The sequence below is a fragment of the Vagococcus lutrae genome, assembly GCF_003987555.1.
Classification (GTDB): Bacteria; Bacillota; Bacilli; order Lactobacillales; family Vagococcaceae; genus Vagococcus_A; species Vagococcus_A lutrae.
The window spans coordinates 19,793-40,306 of the sequence record NZ_NGJW01000004.1 but is presented as its reverse complement, the minus strand read 5'-3'; the positions used below and the strand labels follow the sequence as shown (position 1 = coordinate 40,306).

The window sequence follows — 20,514 nt, the reverse complement described above, 5'->3', positions numbered from 1 at the left end:
TACTCTCATTTTTGAGAGTATCTTTTTTTATGTGATATATCTGATGAAGTCGTTAAGTCTCAATGAAAGATTGTTCATTTTAGATGGGATACTATGAGACTTTGTTCATAACACGAGTAAAGATTTGAAAACGTTATTTTTAAAGGTTAGGCTATTAATGGATATGTCTAACAAAAAATAACTAAAAAGAAAGGTGTTAAGAATGAGTAATACAAAAAAACTGACATTAATCGGACTTATTTTGATGATTTTTACATCCGTATTTGGTTTTGCCAATGCGCCCATCGCTTTTTATCGTATGGGTTATGCTGCGATTCCCTGGTATATATTCGCAGCGATTGTCTTTTTTATTCCGTTTGCGTTGATGATGGCGGAATACGGTGCTTCATTTAAAAATGAGGCGGGAGGTATTTATAGTTGGATGGAGAAGTCGGTGAACCCTTTATATGCCTTTATTGGCACGTTCATGTGGTTTACTTCATACATTATTTGGATGGTTGGTATTTCATCCAAAGTCTGGATTCCATTTACGACGTTGATTTTTGGGGCAGATAAGACACAAGATTTTGCTTTCTTTGGTTTAAATGCTACACAAAGTTTAGGATTACTTGCGATTTTTTGGATGTTACTTGTAACGTTTTTTGCGTCAAAAGGGTTAAATAAAATAACTAAAATTACTTCTTTGGGTGGTATTGCTGTAACATTATTAAATGTCGTTTTATTAGTGGTAAGTGTTATTATTTTAATTTTAAACGGCGGACAATTTGCTCAACCGATAGAAGGGGTACAGAGCTTTATACAATCGCCCAATGCGGATTTTAGTAATGCTTTTTCTATTCTAGGGTTTGTTATCTTTGCTATCTTTGCTTACGGTGGACTAGAGGCAGTAGGAAGTCTTGTTGACCAAACGGAGAAAGCAGAAAAGAACTTTCCTAAAGGAGTCATGATTAGTGCTTTAATTATTGCAGTAGGTTATGCGGTGAGTTTGCTAATGTGGGGTGTGAGCACGAACTGGGATATGGTCCTATCAGGTGACCGAGTTAACATGGGGAATATCACATATATATTAATGCATAATCTTGGAGCAGAGCTAGGTCATGCTTTAGGGACAACTGCTGAGACAGCTGCGAATATTGGGCGTCTATTTGCTCGTGTAACGGGTCTATCTATGTTTTTAGCTTATACAGGTGGTTTCTTTACTTTAATTTATTCACCATTAAAAACGTTAATTCAAGGGACGCCAAAGGAAATCTGGCCGGAAAAATTAACGAGAGTTAATGAAAATGGCATGCCTGCATATGCGATGTGGGTACAAGCGGCTTTAGTGATCTTTATTATTGGTTTAATCTCATTTGGGGGAAAAGGTGCACAAGAATTTTATAATGTCCTAACATTAATGACTAACGTTGCTATGACGTTACCTTATCTTTTCTTAGCCGGGGCTTTTCCATATTTTAAAAAGCGAACGGAACTAGACCATTCTTTTGCGATTTTTAAAACAGAACGGACAACAAAATTTGTGACGTGGGTGGTCATGATTACAGTTGGTTTTGCAAATATTTTTACGATTATTGAGCCAATGTTGCGAACACCTCATGCTGCGCCAATGGAAACAGTGTGGATGATTAGTGGTCCTATCATCTTTGCTAGCTTTGCTTTTTGGTTGTATCGTCGTTATGAGAAAAAAATGCAGAAACATCAATAGAAATCTTCACAAAGTCTATCTGAACATTCAGATAGACTTTTTTTATACAAGTTTTTAACTATACCATTTTAAAATAATGCTTGACTTATATTTCATAAAGCGTTAATATTCAATATGTTTCCAAAAAGATTTACGTTGTATTGGTGTATACCAATTAAGCGCCAGCTCTGTGCAAACAGAAGACGAGGAGAGAGTTAATCGATATGTCGGCGGGTGGCTCTCAGGGTACGCGCTCTTTAGTATTTTAAGAAACCTGATCGTGAGATGAGACTAAACTTAAAATACATGCGTTTGGAAACACATTAAATAAAGAAAGTTGGAATGTTAATGTGTGGAATTGTTGGAGTAGTAAGTCAGAAAAATGTGAAGGATATGATTCTTCGAGGGTTAGAAAATTTAGAGTATCGCGGCTATGATTCGGCAGGCATCTATCTGAACAATCATAAAGAACAAGCAGATGTCCTTGTCAAACGTACAGGCCGTGTTGAAAATTTAAAAGAGGCGGTTGAGCAACAACCTATACAATCAGGTGAGAGTGGAATCGGTCATACACGGTGGGCGACTCATGGTAAACCAGAGGAAGTCAACGCCCATCCGCATACATCTCATGATGGTCGTTTTGTGCTAGTTCATAACGGTGTGATTGAAAATTATTTGGCAATCAGAGAAAAGTATGTCGATGATATTCCGTTAAAAGGCGAAACCGATACTGAAATCATGGTCAATTGGTTAGCAAAATTAGTTGCGCTAGACTGTCTAAGTCCAAAACAAGCATTAGCTAAAATGATGGCTAATATTGAAGGGTCATATGCATTCGCCATAATCGACCGAGAAAATCCAAGTGAATTGCTTGTTGCGAAACATAAGAGCCCGTTGTTAGTGGCGGTGGGTCAAGGTTTTAATGGTGTCAGTAGCGATGCACTGGCTTTGCTAGATTATACAACAGACTTTTATGAAATTATGGATGAAGAGATTGTCACTGTGACAAAAGACGCAGTTGTAATTGAAAATCTAGAAGGAACAAAAATGATACGTGAGATGATTCATTATGAGCCGTCAGAAGTGACACATGACTTAGGGACGTATTCTTACTACATGCAAAAAGAAATAGAAGAACAACCACTTGTTATGCGTCAATTGATAGCTCATTATCGTGATGAAAATGGACAGATAGCAATTGATCAAGCAATAGTTGAACAATTATCAAACGCTGATCGGATTTTTATTGTCGCATGTGGGACGAGCTATCACGCTGGATTGGTTGGGAAAGTGTTAATCGAAAAACTCGCGAAAGTTCCGGTCGAAGTTCACGTGGCAAGTGAATTTGGCTATCATACCCCATTGCTTCCAAAACGTCCTGCGTTTATCTTTTTGAGTCAAAGTGGTGAAACGGCAGATAGCCGTCAAGTGTTAGTAAAAGCGATGAACGAAGGGCATTACTGTTTGACGATTACTAACGTCAAAGGGTCAACATTGTCGCGTGAAGCGAGGCACACGTTGTTGCTTCATGCAGGACCTGAAATTGCTGTGGCATCAACGAAAGCCTATACAGCCCAAGTCGCGTTGTTAGCTATTTTAGGTGAAGCAATGGGTAAACAAGCGGCGTACGAAGAAGCGCTAATGTTTGACGTCTTTCACGAATTGTCTATTGTAGCACAGGCTATGGAGAGTTTTTTAGAAAGTCAAGCCGTCATTGCTGAATTAGTAGACGAGATGTTGACAGATAAGGCTCATGCTTTTTATATAGGTCGTGGCACTGACTATGGGGTGGCGTTAGAAGCCGCGCTGAAATTAAAAGAAATCTCATACATCCACTGTGAAGGTTTTGCTTCAGGGGAATTAAAACATGGTACGATTGCGTTAATTGAAGAAGGGACACCTGTAATGGCGATTATTTCAGAAAAAGTCACAGAAAAACAAGTGAGAAGTAATCTTAAAGAGGTAGAAAGCCGTGGTGCCCGTACTGCCACTATAGTAATGGATGAATTAGCTCAATCTAACGATGACATTGTATTGCCAACTGTTCATCCGTTATTAACGCCACTCATCAGTGTTTTACCAACGCAACTTATTGCGTATTATGCTACTTTAGCAAGAGGGTTTGATGTTGATAAACCAAGAAATCTAGCAAAAAGTGTCACAGTTGAATAAGGAAAAAAGGAACTTCGCATGGTCGAGGTTCCTTTTTTTAGAGCTGTCTTACCGCGATAGTGTTAAAATAGAGAAAAAGTGTGGAGGAAAAAATGATGCTTAAAGCTACGAAGGTGCTTGAAGAAAAAGAGTTACAGGAATTATATGAAGCAGTGGGTTGGTCGGCTTATACAAGAGATATGCCAACTTTGCAACGGGCAATAAGTCATTCGTTACACGTTGTGACGGCTTGGCAAGATGACCGTCTAGTAGGATTAATACGTGTCGTAGGAGATGGGTTAACGATCGTGTATATCCAAGATTTATTAGTGCACCCAGATTTTCAAAAGCAAGGGATTGGCACGGAATTAATGAAAGCTATTTTATCGCGTTATTCTGATGTGCGTCAATTAGTTTTGTTAACAGAGGAAGCCCCTGATGTCAGGAATTTCTATGAGGCATGTGGGTTTACTTCGTGCGATCAAGGTCAATCGGTTGCGTTTGGTTTGTTTAGAAGTTAATTTCTTTTGGTAAAAAATCAGAGATATCTTGTCAAATGTTTAAAAGTAATTTATAATTGGACTATACCAAAAAAGACAGGAGATAAGCTAAATGAAATTAATTCATGTAGAAAATCAAGTTGAAGGTGGTAAAAAAGCGTTTGAATTAATCCGAGAGGGTATGGAAGAACGTGATGTTAAAGTTTTAGGGTTAGCAACAGGTAGTACACCTATTACGATGTATGAAGCAATGGTGAACAGTGATGTTGACTTTTCTGATATGATTGGTGTTAACTTAGATGAATATGTAGGGTTAGATGGAGAAGATGAGCAAAGCTATCGTTATTTTATGAATGAACATTTATATAACGCTAAGCCATTTAAAGAAACGTATGTGCCTAACGGTGTAGCAGAAGACGCCGACGCTGAATGTGCACGTTACAATCAAATTTTAGCGGATAATCCAATCGACATCCAAGTCTTAGGGATTGGTACAAATGGTCATATTGGCTTTAACGAACCAGGAACGCCTTTTGATAGTGAAACACGTAAGGTCGACTTAGTGGAGTCTACAATTGAGTCGAACAAACGCTTCTTTGCTTCAGCAGAAGATGTACCAACCCAAGCCTACTCTATGGGAATTGGTTCTATTTTAAAAGCGAAAGAAATTATTTTAATTGCCTATGGTGAAGCGAAAGCAGACGCTATTAAAGGAATGATTGAAGGCGAAATAACAGAAGACTGCCCAGCAAGTGCCTTACAAAAACATGATAACGTGACAGTTATCCTAGATGATGCAGCAGCTGAGAAGTTATCTGAAATTGAATAAGCACGTCTTTTAGAAGGAGCATGGCTCCTTCTTTTTTTATTGTTTATGAAATCGTTTTATAAACACTTGATATCAAAGTGATAATCTATTATAATAAATTTACTAAATATTTACTAGGAGGTTTACTAAAATGGAAAATCACATCAAGCAACAGTTTCAAAAAGTTTTTCAACAAGAACCTGAAGGCGTCTTTTTTTCACCTGGGCGAATTAATTTAATTGGTGAACACACGGATTATAATGGCGGGAATGTTTTTCCTGCTTCTTTGACTATGGGAACTTATGGCGTGGCGCGTCGACGAGACGACCAAGAAATTCATGTTTATTCTGAAAATATACCAGAAACCGGTGTGTTAACTTTTTCTTTAGATGATTTAGATTATAAAGCCGATGATAATTGGGCCAATTATCCAAAGGGAATGATTCGTTATATTATAGAAAAAAATTATCGCATACCTGTAGGAATGGACATCTATTTTTACGGGAATATCCCTAATGGCGCTGGGTTAAGTTCGTCGGCATCTATTGAATTGCTGACAGGTGTTATCGTCCGCGATTTGTTTGACTTATCCATTGAGATGTTAGACCTCGTTTTACTTGGTAAAAAAGTGGAGAACGAGTTTATCGGTGTTAACTCTGGTATCATGGATCAATTTGCGATTGGTATGGGGGAGAAAGATCATGCCTTATTACTTGATTGCCAAACACTAGAGTATGAAAAAGTACCTGTTCATCTAGATGGCTATGTTATCGCGATTATGAATACTAATAAACGTCGTGAATTAGCGGATTCAAAATATAATGAGCGTCGCGGTGAGTGTGAAGCGGCACTTGCTATTTTACAAAAGGAAAAAGCTGTTGACAGTTTAGGCGCATTGGATAATGAAGCCTTTCATCAATTAGCTCCTCTGTTACAAGAACAGCCTAACTTACTTAAACGAGCTCGTCACGCTGTTAGTGAAAATCAACGTACCTTAGAGGCAACGGCTGCTCTCAAAGAAAACGATCTATTAACATTTGGACGATTACTGAATGATTCTCATCGTTCTTTAAAAGAGGATTATGAAGTAACCGGAAAAGAGCTAGACACGATAGTCGCTGCAGCTCAAGCGCAACCAGGGGTAATCGGTGCCAGGATGACGGGAGCAGGATTTGGTGGCTGTGCCATTGCGATTGTGCCAGAAAACACTTATAATCAGTTTGTAGAAAACGTTGGTCGCCAGTATCAAAAAGAGATAGGCTATGAAGCAAGTTTTTATCAAGCTAAAATTGGTGATGGAGCGAAACGACTAAGTTAAAAATGGAGGAAAGACAATGACTATTTTAGTACTAGGAGGAGCCGGTTATATCGGATCCCACGCTGTCGATTTATTGATTGGACAAGGATACGACGTGGCTGTTGTTGACAATTTGTTAACAGGTCATCGCCAAGCTGTTCATCCACAAGCAAGATTTTATCAAGGAGATATTCGTGATAAGGTATTTTTAACTTCTGTATTTGAAAAGGAAAGTATTAAAGGTGTGATTCATTTTGCAGCAAGTTCAATTGTGCCAGAATCAATGAAAGACCCACTAATGTATTTTAATAATAATGTTCAAGGTACACAGGTTTTATTAGAAGTGATGAATGAGTTTGATGTTAAAAATATCGTCTTTTCATCAACAGCTGCGACCTATGGTAAAACTAAAGAATCTCCTATCAAAGAAACAACACCAACCAACCCAGAAAGTCCATATGGTGAGAGTAAGTTGATGATGGAGAAGATGTTGAAGTGGTGTGACGAGGCGTATGGAATTAAATATGTCGCTTTGCGTTATTTCAATGTTGCCGGAGCAAAACTAGATGGCACTATTGGTGAAGATCACACACCTGAAACGCATTTAGTTCCGATTATTTTACAAACCGCTCTTGGTCAACGCGAAAAATTAATGATATATGGGGATGACTATGACACGCCTGATGGTACTAATATTAGAGATTACGTTCACGTTGTCGATTTATGTCAGGCTCACATTTTAGCTATTAATTATTTATTTGACGGAGGTCAAAGTGATGTCTTTAATCTAGGGAGCAGTCAAGGGTTTTCGGTTAAAGAAATGGTGGAAGCAGCACGTGCAGTTACGGGTGAAGTTATTCCAGCTGAAGTCGGTCCAAGACGTGCAGGCGACCCAGATAGTTTGATTGCATCACCGGAAAAAGCGCAAAAAATATTAGGATGGGAAGCGCCGCATACAAATGTTGAAACGATTTTTTCATCTGCTTGGCAATGGCATCAAGGGCATCCTAAAGGGTATGAGGCATAAGTATGAAAACCAGTCAATTAATCTATGAATTTGTATCTTATGCGATTAAGTATGGTGGTTGGATGGAAATGGACCGTGTTTATTTAACTAACCGTACTATGGCACTTGTTGGAGTGAAAGAGCTGGAAGAAAATAGCGGTGAGACGACTGTCAATGCGGATATCGATACGCTCGTTTCTCAATTAGTTGAAGTAGCGTTAGAACAGCAAACAATTAATGATATTGCGTATGAGCGGGAGATGTTGGAGGGGCGATTAGGTGATTTATTAACACCACCGCCCTCTGTACTAAACGCCTTGTTTGCACAGCAGTATAATGATGATCCTAAAGTGGCGACTGATTATTTTTATGAGCTAAGTCAGGTAAATCAATATATTAAAACTAAAGCCATTCAAAAAAACATTGTTTTTGATTATCCTAGCGGCTACGGGACTTTAGAAATTACGATTAATCTGTCTAAACCTGAAAAAAATGCGAAGTCGATTGTCGCGGAACAACGTCAAGCGAAACGCGCCTACCCGACGTGTATGTTGTGTATGGAAAATGAAGGATACGAAGGAGATGTTGATTATCCGGCACGTACAAATCATCGTATTTTACGTTTGAATTTAGACGGTGAGAGCTGGGGAATGCAGTATTCTCCTTATGCTTATTATAATGAACATTGTATTTTCTTGTCAGAAGAACACCGTCCGATGACGATTTCAGAGAAAACGGTGGCACGACTATTGAAAATTGTCGAAGTTTTCCCTCATTATTTTGTCGGCTCAAATGCTGACTTGCCTATTGTAGGTGGCTCGATTTTGGCGCACGATCATTACCAAGGCGGACGTCATACATTTCCAATGGCTAAAGCTGAAAATGCTTGGACGTTCCCATTAATCCTATTCCCTAAAGTGAGCGCTGCAGTAGTGAATTGGCCGATGTCTGTTATTCGCTTACAAAGCGCAAGTCAAACAGATTTGGTTAAAGCAGCTACCTACATTATGAAACAATGGGAAAATCATGATGATTTAGATTTAGGAATTCGCGCTTTTTCAGAAGACGGTACGCGTCATCATACGGTCACCCCGATTGCAAGAATGCGTGATAATCAGTATGAACTTGATTTAGTTTTACGTGACAACAATACGTCGGAAGAGCATCCAGAAGGGATTTTTCACCCGCACCGTGATGTACAACATATTAAGCAAGAGAATATAGGGTTGATTGAAGTTATGGGCTTAGCTATCTTACCTCCGCGTTTAAAACAAGAATTAAGTGAGGTAGAGGCATATCTACTTGGCGAAACAACTGACGTTGCAGAGATTCATCGAGATTGGGCGCGTGAAATGAAAGGAACTTATAATGTAACGAAAGAAAACGTTACGGAAATTATCCAAAAAGAAGTAGGCAAAAAGTTTGAACGCGTTCTTGAAGATGCTGGTGTCTATAAACAAACAGCAGAAGGACAAGCTGGATTCAAGCGATTTATTGATAAATTGTAGAAAGTGGTGGGAAGATGGCGACTATTAAAGATATAGCAAAGCAAGCGCAAGTCTCGCCAGCTACAGTTTCACGTGTGTTAAATTATGATAAGACGCTATCAGTCAGTGATGAAACGAAGCAACGTATTTTTGAAGTGGCAGAGGAACTCAATTACACTAAACATCAAAAAAAGACGCTTAAAAAAATGCCCGAAATTTTATTAATACAGTGGTACAATCAGCAAGAAGAGCTGGAAGATCTCTACTATCTCTCGATTCGAATGGGGATTGAAAGAAAAGCGAAAATGCTTGGGGTTCAATTGTCCGTGTGTCAACTATCGGATTTTCCTATTGAGAATATGACGGCTGACGGTATAATCGCTCTAGGCAAGTTTTCAAAACGGGAGATGGCGATTATTCAACGCATCGCCTTGCCAAAGCTTTTTGTTGATTTTGATAGCATGTCCTATCAAGAACATTCGTTGGTCGTTGATTTTGAATTCGGGGTAATACAAGCACTTGATTATTTAGTTGCGAATGGGCATTACTCAATTGGGATTTTATCTGGTCAGGAAAAAACGAAAGATAATCAAGAAATCATCGCGGATAGCCGGTTGCAAGCTTTTCATCGTTGGCAAAGTCAACAAGAACACGCGATTGATGTGGTTGAGTTAGTCGCAGATTTTACGGTTGATGGTGGCTATCAAGTCATCAAAGAATGGTTAAAACAAACAACTAGCAAACCGAGCGCACTATTTATAACAAGCGATGCTATGGCGATAGGGACGTTAAAAGCACTCGAAGAAGCTAATATTTCGGTACCGATGGACATGAGCATCATAGGGTTTAATGATATTAGTGTGGCTAAGTATCTTTCGCCTGCTTTAACTACCATTCAAGTACCGACTGAATGGATGGGGGAGCAAAGTGTGGAAGAGTTACTCGCACTGATGACTCAAGAAAAAACCATCACCAAAAAAACAATGTTTGCTCCAAAACTTATGATACGTGAATCAGTGAGGACCTTACTTTAAAAATTGAAATTTTTGTAAAAAGAGAGTGGCTTGCATGCAGTGACACCTAGAAAGTCAGACTTTTAGGTAGCATGGCATAAGGCCCCTCTCTTTTTAGTTTCATTAAAGTATGCTACAATATAGCAGAATTATGCACGGAGAATGGGGAGTAAATGATGAAAACTTTAGCGATTGACACTGCCAATCAATCTTTTTCAGTAGCAATTCTAGAAGAGGCTAAACTGTTAGCTGAATATCGTTCCACTATTAAGAAAACACATAGCGCACGTTTAATGCCTGCTGTGGAATGGTTGATGAAAGAAATAGGCATGAAACCTCATGAAATTGAGCGGATTGTAGTGTCTAAAGGGCCAGGTTCCTATACAGGTTTAAGAATAGGAGTGACGACGGCTAAAACATTAGCGTGGACACTAAACTGTGAGCTAATTGCGGTATCAAGTTTAAAAGCGATAGCAGCTAATACCATGCCTAAGTCTGATAGTTTAATCGTTCCATTAATCAACGCGCGACGTGAAAACGTTTATAGTGGTGCGTACCGTTGGGTTGGTGGTGAGTTAACAACGGTTTTAGAAGATAGACATGTTGGGCTGTCGAGCTGGTTGGAAGAACTATTAGCGTGTGAGACACCGATTATCTTTATAGGCGAGGACGTTAGCTTATTTGCCGATACCATTAGAAACGCTTATCAAAATGACGACGTTACATATGAATTTTCTGATAATGTTCTTTCAGCTGCGAGTATGGCGCGAGTTGCTATCAATGAGTCTAAAGTTGAGGATGTTCATCAGTTTGTACCGACCTATTTAAAGCGTGTCGAAGCAGAAGAAAAATGGCTAGAAACACATGAGGAACAGATTGATAATTATGTTAAGAAAATTTAAACATATGACACGTATATTGGCAAAGAAGGATTATCAAATAGCAGCACAACAGTTACAGTTTACTCAACTCAAAGGACTGGAAATAAAAGACGTAACCTATACCGATATAAAGCATTTGATAAAGATTCAAAAAGCGGTATATGAAGGTGTAGCTCCATGGGGTAGAACAGTATTTTTATCCGAGTTAAATGGAATTCACCCGACTTACTATCAATTATTCCGTTTCCAAGAGACACCTATTGGTTTTTTTGGCGTTCGTTTTGAAGAGAAAAATGGGCATGTTACGAATGTGGCGATTTTGCCTGATTTTCAAAATATTGGAATCGGCTCGCTCATGCTATCCATGATAATAAAAAAAGCGATAGAGTATCAGTGTGACACAATTACTTTAGAAGTGCGTAAAAGCAACCTTAACGCTAAACGACTGTACCGTCGCTTTGGTTTTGAATCCCGTTCCATTAAAAATCGTTATTATGTAGACGGTGAAGACGCGGTATTTATGGAAAAAAGATTGGAAGAATTATGATGATGTACCAAAAAATAGATTTAAAAGTTACTTCGCATCCACTATTAAGTGAAAAACTCTTAGAACTGAGTGAGCAAGCATATCCGCATGGCTCGCCTTGGAATGTTTCCCAGTTTGAACAAGAATGGTCGCTCCCATACAGTCATTTATGGCTTGCTTACGATCAACAACAAGTGATAGGTTTTTTGAATATACATGTGCTAGCAGATGAAGCAGAAGTAATGAACATTGCAGTTCTTCCTAGTTATCGGGGGCAGAAAGTGGCACAAACTTTATTTAAATATAGCTTGGACTTTTGTCAAAGTGTTGAGGTCAGTCGCATGTTTTTAGAGGTACGTGTTACGAACTGGTCAGCCAAACACTTGTATCAAAAAGTTGGTTTTAATGTTATTGGTACACGAAAACAATACTATGCTCATCCGACTGAAGATGGTGAGATAATGGAAATTAAATTGAATAAGGTGAAAACATGAAACAAGAATCAAAAGAAGAAGTGAATCCACGCATGTTGATATTATCAGTAGAAAGTAGCTGTGATGAGACAAGTGTCGCGGTGATTGCTAATGGAAATGAAATATTATCCAACATTGTGGCATCACAAGTGTTAAGCCATCAGCGCTTTGGCGGCGTCGTTCCTGAAGTCGCTAGCCGTCATCACGTGGAACAAATTACATTATGTTTAGAAGAAGCTCTTGAAACAGCACAGGTTACACCAAAAGACTTAACAGCGGTGGCGGTAACAGAAGGTCCGGGATTGGTTGGAGCATTGTTAATCGGTGTGAGTGCAGCGAAAGCCTTTGCGTTCGCTCATGAGTTACCGCTCATACCTGTCAACCATATGGCTGGGCACATCTATGCGGCTCGCTTTGTCCAACCGCTTGAGTTTCCACTTGTTGCGTTATTAGTTAGTGGTGGACATACTGAACTCGTGCTCATGCCTGAAGATGGTGTGTTTGAGTTGATAGGAGAAACACGGGATGACGCCGCGGGTGAAGCTTATGATAAGGTAGGACGTGTGATGGGCTTAAACTATCCAAGTGGAAAAGAAATAGATGGTTTAGCGCAAGAAGGGGAAGATGTTTTTAACTTTCCGCGTGCTATGATACATGAAGAACACTATGATTTTAGCTTTAGTGGATTAAAGAGTTCATTTATCAATCTCTATCACAACGCTCAGCAGCGTGAAGAAGTATTGAATCATGCTGACTTAGCTGCAAGTTTTCAGCAAAGTGTGATCGATGTTTTAGTCGATAAAACTGTTCGGGCATGTGGTGATTATCAAGCCAAACAATTAATTGTAGCCGGAGGCGTTGCAGCCAATCGAGGATTGCGAGCTGCTATGACCGAAAAAATGGCTCAGGAATATCCAGAAGTCCCGGTTATTTTTCCACCATTAAGATTATGTGGCGATAATGCTGCGATGATTGGTGCAGCAGGATATATTGCATGGAAAAAGCAACAATTGGGGACGCTAGACTTAAATGCCAAACCTGGTTTGTCATTATCTTAAAAAAGGCTTGACATTCGTATAAAAAAAGATTAGAATTAATAGTTGCAAAACCGAGCTTATAAACAGATAAAACCTGAGTGAAATATTGTCCATTCGGCGTTTTTAAATAGAAAGCAAAAATAGAAACTCAAAATTTAAGAGAAAATTCTATTTTTGTCTTTTTTTTGCCTTAAAAACTAGGCACTGTGCAAATGTTAACTGAACTTAATATTTGTAACATAAACGTAATATAAAGCACGGGTAGAAAATTTTAGAGGAGTGAAGAGCTTGGCTGGACATATTGTCAAATACGGAAAACATCGCGAAAGAAGAAGTTTCGCACGTATCAGTGAAGTGTTAGAGTTACCGAACTTAATTGAAATTCAAACAAACTCTTATAAGTGGTTCTTAGAAGAGGGATTAAGAGAGATGTTTGAAGACATTTTACCTATTAAAGATTTTAACGATAAACTGTCGTTAGAATTTGTAGGGTACGAATTGAAAGAACCAAAGTATACTGTGGAAGAAGCACGTGCACATGATGCAAACTACTCAGCTCCTATACATGTCACTCTAAGATTAGATAATAAAGTTACAGGTGAGATTAAATCACAAGATGTTTTCTTCGGTGATTTTCCCCTAATGACAGAAATGGGAACGTTCATCATCAACGGAGCGGAACGTGTTATCGTTTCTCAGTTGGTTCGTTCACCAGGTGTTTATTACAATAGTAAGATTGATAAAAATGGTCGTGAGAGTTTTGGAACAACTGTCATCCCTAACAGAGGTGCTTGGTTAGAATTAGAAACAGACGCAAAGGATATTTCTTACGTGCGTATCGACCGTACGAGAAAAATTCCATTCACTGTTTTAGTGCGTGCGTTAGGATTTGGCTCAGATGACACGATTATAGAGATGTTAGGTGAAAATGAAAGTTTACGTCTAACATTAGAAAAAGATATTCATAAAAATGCTTCTGACTCTCGAACAGAAGAAGGCTTGAAGGATATTTATGAACGTCTACGTCCAGGAGAACCTAAAACTGCAGACAGTTCAAGAAGCTTGTTATACACACGTTTCTTCGATCCAAAACGTTATGATTTAGCGGCAGTTGGTCGTTATAAAGTAAACAAAAAATTACATTTAAAAACACGCTTGTTAAATCAAATTTTAGGTGAAACATTAGTAGATCCTGAAACAGGTGAAATTTTAGTCGAAAAGGGAACTGAAATGACACATGATGTGTTAAATGAGTTAATGCCTCATTTAGAAAATGGTTTAAACAACGTGACTTACTATCCATCAGAAGATGGTGCTATTACAGATCCAATGACGATTCAAGTCATTAAAGTTGTATCACCTAAAGATCCGGATCGTATCGTCAATGTTATCGGAAATGGACAAATTACAGATGATGTAAAAACTATTACACCGGCTGATATTATTTCTTCTATTAGTTACTTCTTAAACTTACAAGAAGGGATTGGCTATACAGATGATATCGACCACTTAGGAAACCGTCGTATTCGTTCTGTAGGTGAATTATTACAAAATCAATTCCGTATCGGCTTAGCTCGTATGGAAAGAGTTGTACGTGAAAGAATGTCGATTCAAGATACAGACACGTTGACACCACAACAATTGATTAATATTCGTCCAGTCGTTGCATCTATTAAAGAATTCTTCGGTTCTTCTCAGCTATCACAATTCATGGACCAAACAAACCCATTAGGTGAGTTGACGCATAAACGTCGTCTTTCTGCCTTAGGGCCTGGTGGTTTAACACGAGACCGAGCAGGGTATGAAGTACGTGACGTTCACTATTCTCACTATGGACGTATGTGTCCGATTGAAACGCCTGAGGGACCAAACATTGGGTTAATCAACAGCTTATCAAGTTATGCGAAGATTAATAAATATGGCTTTATCGAAACCCCTTATCGTCGTGTTGACCGTAAGACTGGCCGTGTTACAGAACATATCGACTATTTAACAGCTGATGAAGAAGACCACTACATGGTAGCGCAAGCGAACTCACTATTAAATGAAGACGGTACGTTTGTTAACGATGTTGTAATGGCACGTATCCAAAGTGATAACTTGGAAGTTTCAACTGAAAAAGTCGATTACATGGACGTCTCACCTAAACAGGTAGTAGCGGTTGCGACAGCTTGTATTCCTTTCTTAGAAAACGATGACTCCAACCGTGCGTTAATGGGAGCGAACATGCAGCGTCAAGCTGTGCCACTTGTTCAACCTCGTTCACCTTTAGTTGGAACAGGTATGGAATATAAAGCCGCACATGACTCAGGTTCTGCTTTAATTTGTAAACATGACGGTGTGGTTGAATACGTGGATGCAAATGAAATCCGTGTACGTCGTTCAAATGGTACGCTTGATAAATATAACGTAGCGAAATTCCAACGTTCAAATGCTGGTATGAGCTATAACCAACGTCCGATTGTCACATTAGGTGAAAAAGTAGAAGCAAGCGATGTCTTAGCTGATGGACCATCTATGGAACAAGGAGAAATGGCGTTAGGTCAAAACGTGTTAGTCGCGTTCATGACATGGGAAGGTTATAACTATGAAGATGCGATTATTATGAGTCGTCGTCTAGTTAAAGATGATGTATATACTTCTATCCATATTGAAGAGTACGAATCAGAAGCCCGTGACACGAAACTAGGACCTGAAGAAATTACACGCGAAATTCCAAACGTTGGGGAAGATGCGTTGAAAAACCTAGACGAAATGGGAATTATCCGCATTGGTGCTGAAGTACGTGATGGTGACATTTTAGTGGGTAAAGTGACACCAAAAGGGGTAACAGAGTTATCCGCTGAAGAACGTTTATTACATGCGATTTTCGGTGAAAAAGCACGTGAAGTACGTGATACATCATTACGTGTGCCACATGGTGGCGGCGGTATCGTTCATGACGTGAAAATCTTTACACGTGAAGCTGGCGATGAATTATCACCAGGTGTGAACATGTTAGTACGTGTGTACATTGTACAAAAACGTAAGATTCACGAAGGAGATAAAATGGCGGGACGTCACGGTAACAAAGGGGTCGTTTCTCGCATTATGCCTGAGGAAGACATGCCGTTCTTACCAGATGGAACGCCCGTTGATATCATGTTAAACCCATTAGGGGTGCCGTCTCGTATGAATATCGGGCAAGTACTTGAGTTACACTTAGGTATGGCTGCTCGTCAATTAGGTATTCACGTTGCTACACCAGTTTTCGATGGTGCGACGGAAGAAGATGTTTGGGAAACAGTTAAAGAAGCAGGTATGGCGTCAGATGCGAAAACCATTCTTTATGACGGTAGAACGGGTGAACCGTTTGATAACCGTATTTCAGTTGGTGTGATGTACATGTTGAAATTAGCGCACATGGTTGATGACAAACTTCACGCACGTTCAACTGGACCATACTCATTGGTTACACAACAGCCATTAGGTGGTAAAGCACAATTCGGTGGACAACGTTTTGGTGAGATGGAAGTTTGGGCATTAGAAGCATATGGTGCAGCATACACCTTGCAAGAAATCTTAACGTACAAATCTGATGACGTCGTGGGACGTGTAAGAACGTACGAAGCGATTGTAAAAGGGGAACCAATTCCAAAACCAGGTGTTCCAGAATCTTTCCGTGTATTAGTAAAAGAGTTACAATCATTAGGATTAGACATGCGCGTTTTAGATGCGGATGAACAAGAGATTGAGTTACGTGACATGGATGACGAAGATGATCTGATTAGCGTAGATGCCCTAACAAAATATGCACAAGAGCAAGCTGCCAAACAAGCAGAGAAAAAAGACTAGTTACCTATCAGTCACAACCTGTTGTTAAAGAATGAAATGGAGGGAACACCTTTTGATCGATGTAAATAAATTCGAAAGTATGCAAATTGGTTTAGCTTCTCCAGAAAAAATTAGAAGCTGGTCTTACGGTGAAGTAAAAAAACCTGAAACAATTAACTATAGAACATTAAAACCAGAACGTGATGGTTTATTCTGTGAGCGCATTTTCGGTCCTAGCAAGGACTGGGAATGTGCCTGCGGAAAATACAAACGAATTCGTTATAAAGGAATCGTTTGTGACCGTTGTGGTGTTGAAGTAACCCGTTCAAAAGTGCGTCGTGAGAGAATGGCACATATTGAATTAGCAGCACCTGTTTCACATATCTGGTATTTCAAAGGAATTCCAAGTCGTATGGGCTTAATCCTAGATATGAGCCCTCGTGCGTTAGAAGAAGTTATTTATTTTGCTTCTTACGTTGTCACTGATCCTGGTGATACTGCTTTGGAGAAAAAGCAATTATTGACTGAGCGTGAATATCGTGAAAAACGTGAACATTACGGACAATCTTTCCAAGCTGGCATGGGAGCCGAAGCTATCAAACGTCTTTTAGATGACGTTGATTTAGATAAAGAAGTGGCCGAGTTAAAAGAAGAATTAAAAACAGCTTCTGGTCAAAAACGAACACGTGCTATTCGCCGTTTAGATATTTTGGAAGCTTTCCGTACATCTGGTAATAAACCAGCGTGGATGGTCATGGATGTTATTCCTGTCATCCCACCTGATTTACGTCCAATGGTTCAATTAGAAGGTGGTCGTTTCGCGGCAAGTGACTTGAACGATTTATATCGTCGTGTGATTAACCGTAATAATCGTTTAAAACGTTTATTAGATTTAATGGCGCCAAATATCATCGTTCAAAATGAAAAACGTATGCTCCAAGAAGCGGTTGACGCGTTAATCGATAATGGTCGTCGTGGTCGTCCTGTTACAGGACCAGGTAACCGTCCATTAAAATCTCTTTCACATATGCTAAAAGGGAAACAAGGTCGTTTCCGTCAAAACTTACTTGGTAAACGTGTTGACTACTCAGGTCGTTCCGTTATTGTTGTTGGACCAAACTTGAAAATGTATCAATGTGGTTTACCTAAAGAAATGGCAATTGAATTATTCAAGCCATTCGTGATGCGTGAATTAGTTCAACGTGAATTAGCAAGCAATATTAAAAATGCGAAACGCAAAATCGAACGCCAAGAAGACGACGTATGGGATGTTTTAGAAGACATTATTCGTGAACATCCAGTTCTTCTTAACCGCGCCCCTACTCTTCATAGATTAGGTATTCAAGCCTTTGAACCTGTATTAGTTGAGGGTCGTGCGATTCGTCTACATCCACTTGTATGTGAAGCTTATAATGCTGACTTTGACGGGGACCAAATGGCGGTTCACGTTCCTTTAAATGAGGAAGCACAAGCCGAAGCACGTCTATTAATGTTAGCGGCTCAAAATATCTTGAACCCTAAAGATGGAAAACCTGTTGTAACACCTTCCCAAGATATGGTTTTAGGTAACTATTACTTAACCATGGAAGAAGAAGGACAAGAAGGAGAAGGAATGGTCTTCCGTGACTTGAATGAAGCAGTTCTAGCTTGGAAAAATGGCTACGTTCATCTTCATACACGCATTGGATTACAAACATCTTCTATGCCGGAAAAACCATTTACAGAGTGGCAAAAAGAGCGTATTTTATTAACAACCGTTGGTAAAGTCATGTTTAATGAAATTATGCCACCAGAATTCCCTTACTTAAATGAACCGACTGACTACAACTTAGTGGTAGAAACACCTAACAAGTATTTTGTAGAACCAGGAACAGATATTAAGGCTGCGATTGAAGCGCAAGAATTAGTCTTACCATTCAAGAAAAAACATTTAGGTAATATTATTGCAGAAGTCTTCAAGCGTTTTAAAATTACTGAGACATCTCGTATGCTTGACCGTATGAAAGACTTAGGTTATCGTCATTCAACACTTGCTGGTATTACTGTTGGAGCTGCGGATATCAGTGTCTTGCATGAAAAACAAGCGATGCTTGAAGAAGCACATCAACAAGTAGATAATATTACTAAGCAATTCCGTCGTGGTTTAATTACCGATGACGAACGTTATGAGCGCGTTATTGGAGTTTGGAATAAAGTAAAAGACGAAATCCAAGTGAAGCTAATGGAAACATTAGATGCGAAGAACCCTATCTTTATGATGAGTGATTCAGGAGCTCGTGGTAACATTTCCAACTTTACTCAGTTAGCTGGTATGCGTGGATTGATGGCAGCGCCAAGCGGACGTATCATGGAGTTACCGATTACCTCTAACTTCCGTGAAGGTTTAACTGTCTTAGAAATGTTTATCTCAACGCATGGTGCTCGTAAAGGGATGACCGATACGGCCTTGAAAACAGCGGACTCAGGTTACTTAACACGTCGTTTAGTTGATGTTGCGCAAGATGTCATCATCCGTGAAATCGACTGTGGTACAGATCGTGGGTTAGAAATTTCTGCAATTCGTGAAGGTAATGAAATTATTGAAACATTAGAAGAACGTCTTTTAGGTCGTTATGCTCATAAATCAGTCATTCATCCTGAAACAGGAGAAATTATTGCTAAAAAAGGCGATATGCTAGATGAAGATAAGACGAAAGCGATTATCGAAGCTGGTATTGAAACAGTAACGATTCGCTCGGTCTTCACATGTAACACTAAACATGGTGTATGTAAAACATGTTATGGCCGTAATATGGCCACTGGTTCAGAAGTTGAAGTTGGAGAAGCAGTTGGAACGATTGCGGCTCAATCTATCGGAGAACCTGGTACACAGTTAACAATGCGTACGTTCCATACGGGGGGGGTAGCCGGAGATGATATCACACAAGGTCTACCGCGTATTCAAGAGATCTTTGAAGCACGTAATCCTAAAGGTCAAGCTGTCGTAACAGAAGTGACAGGGATTGTTTCAGAAATTAGTGAAGATGCTTCTACACGTACACGAGAAATTACGATTCAAGGTAAGACGGATACACGTACATACACAGTTCCGTATACAGCCCGTCTAAAAGTCTCTGAAGGAGATACCATTAAACGTGGTGAACCATTGATGGAAGGGTCAATTGAACCAAAAGAATTATTACAAATTCGTGATGTGTTATCTGTTGGTAACTACTTGCTACGTGAAGTGCAAAAAGTTTACCGTATGCAAGGGGTAGAAATCAGTGACAAACACGTTGAAGTAATGGTCCGTCAAATGTTGCGTAAAGTTCGTGTCATGGATCCAGGTGATACCGATGTGTTACCAGGTACATTAGTTGACATTTCTGATTTCAAAGATCAAAACTATGAAACATTAATCGCAGGTGGCATACCTGCAACAGCTCGTCCGGTCTTACTAGGAATTACAAAAGCATCATTAGAAACAAATAGTTTCTTATCTGCTGCGTCATTCCAAGAAACGACACGTGTCTTAACAGATGCAGCGATTCGTGGAAAACAAGACCACTTATTAGGCTTGAAAGAAAATGTTATTATCGGTAAGATTATTCCAGCCGGTACAGGTATGTCTAAATACCGTAATATGGAGCCAAAAGAAGTGGGCGTTGCTAGTGAAAATGTTTATAGTATTAGTGATATTGAAGCGAAAATGGCAGCAGAAGATGCTTTGTTAAATAACGAAGAGTAGCTTTAATTAAAGAGAGAGTACCTTTGTAAAGGTACCTCTCTTTTTAATATGATGATAAATGACTCTTGACTTTATCAACTATTTTAGGTATGCTATTATTTGTATTGATAA

General features: G+C 39.3%; 14 protein-coding genes. All 14 read left to right on the top strand.

What is annotated here, in order from left to right; genetic code table 11:
• Positions 1-202 precede the first annotated feature (202 nt).
• Positions 203-1,705 (top strand): glutamate/gamma-aminobutyrate family transporter YjeM, encoded by a 1,503-nt coding sequence (gene yjeM, locus CBF33_RS03885; protein WP_126761791.1) that lies wholly within the window; start codon positions 203-205, stop codon positions 1,703-1,705.
• 327 nt (positions 1,706-2,032) lie between these two features.
• Entirely contained in the window at positions 2,033-3,856 is a 1,824-nt protein-coding gene (gene glmS / locus CBF33_RS03880) for a glutamine--fructose-6-phosphate transaminase (isomerizing) (RefSeq protein ID WP_126762040.1), read from the top strand.
• 92 nt (positions 3,857-3,948) lie between these two features.
• Positions 3,949-4,356: a GNAT family N-acetyltransferase gene (locus CBF33_RS03875; RefSeq protein WP_126761789.1), complete on the top strand. Its 408-nt coding sequence runs from the start codon at positions 3,949-3,951 to the stop codon at positions 4,354-4,356.
• 91 nt (positions 4,357-4,447) lie between these two features.
• A complete protein-coding gene (locus CBF33_RS03870; RefSeq protein ID WP_126761787.1) occupies positions 4,448-5,164 on the top strand; it encodes a glucosamine-6-phosphate deaminase in 717 nt (238 codons plus the stop codon).
• Between the two features lie 130 nt (positions 5,165-5,294).
• Positions 5,295-6,461, top strand: coding sequence for a galactokinase (locus CBF33_RS03865; protein ID WP_126761785.1), 1,167 nt, complete (start codon positions 5,295-5,297; stop codon positions 6,459-6,461).
• A 16-nt stretch (positions 6,462-6,477) separates the two neighbouring features.
• On the top strand, positions 6,478-7,467 hold the full coding sequence (galE, locus tag CBF33_RS03860) for a UDP-glucose 4-epimerase GalE (RefSeq protein WP_126761783.1): 990 nt from the start codon (positions 6,478-6,480) through the stop codon (positions 7,465-7,467).
• Between the two features lie 2 nt (positions 7,468-7,469).
• A complete protein-coding gene (gene galT / locus CBF33_RS03855) occupies positions 7,470-8,954 on the top strand; it encodes a UDP-glucose--hexose-1-phosphate uridylyltransferase (protein ID WP_126761780.1) in 1,485 nt (494 codons plus the stop codon).
• A gap of 14 nt (positions 8,955-8,968) precedes the next feature.
• The gene (locus CBF33_RS03850; protein WP_126761778.1) at positions 8,969-9,967 is read left to right on the top strand and encodes a LacI family DNA-binding transcriptional regulator; all 999 of its coding nucleotides are present in this window, start codon (positions 8,969-8,971) and stop codon (positions 9,965-9,967) included.
• Positions 9,968-10,119: 152 nt separating this feature from the next.
• Positions 10,120-10,848 (top strand): tRNA (adenosine(37)-N6)-threonylcarbamoyltransferase complex dimerization subunit type 1 TsaB, encoded by a 729-nt coding sequence (tsaB, locus tag CBF33_RS03845; protein WP_244919682.1) that lies wholly within the window; start codon positions 10,120-10,122, stop codon positions 10,846-10,848.
• On the top strand, positions 10,832-11,374 hold the full coding sequence (gene rimI, locus CBF33_RS03840) for a ribosomal protein S18-alanine N-acetyltransferase (protein ID WP_244919687.1): 543 nt from the start codon (positions 10,832-10,834) through the stop codon (positions 11,372-11,374). Before tsaB ends, rimI (CBF33_RS03840) begins: the two co-directional genes overlap by 17 nt.
• Positions 11,374-11,847 (top strand): ribosomal protein S18-alanine N-acetyltransferase, encoded by a 474-nt coding sequence (gene rimI, locus CBF33_RS03835; RefSeq protein ID WP_170167744.1) that lies wholly within the window; start codon positions 11,374-11,376, stop codon positions 11,845-11,847. The genes rimI (CBF33_RS03840) and rimI (CBF33_RS03835) overlap by 1 nt, the downstream gene beginning before the upstream one ends.
• Positions 11,844-12,884, top strand: coding sequence for a tRNA (adenosine(37)-N6)-threonylcarbamoyltransferase complex transferase subunit TsaD (gene tsaD, locus CBF33_RS03830; protein ID WP_244919681.1), 1,041 nt, complete (start codon positions 11,844-11,846; stop codon positions 12,882-12,884). The genes rimI (CBF33_RS03835) and tsaD overlap by 4 nt, the downstream gene beginning before the upstream one ends.
• Positions 12,885-13,151: 267 nt before the next feature.
• Entirely contained in the window at positions 13,152-16,697 is a 3,546-nt protein-coding gene (gene rpoB, locus CBF33_RS03825) for a DNA-directed RNA polymerase subunit beta (protein WP_168413984.1), read from the top strand.
• 52 nt (positions 16,698-16,749) lie between these two features.
• Complete coding sequence (gene rpoC, locus CBF33_RS03820; protein ID WP_126761770.1) at positions 16,750-20,403, top strand: DNA-directed RNA polymerase subunit beta'; 3,654 nt, start codon at positions 16,750-16,752, stop codon at positions 20,401-20,403.
• The last annotated feature ends 111 nt before the right edge of the window (positions 20,404-20,514 follow it).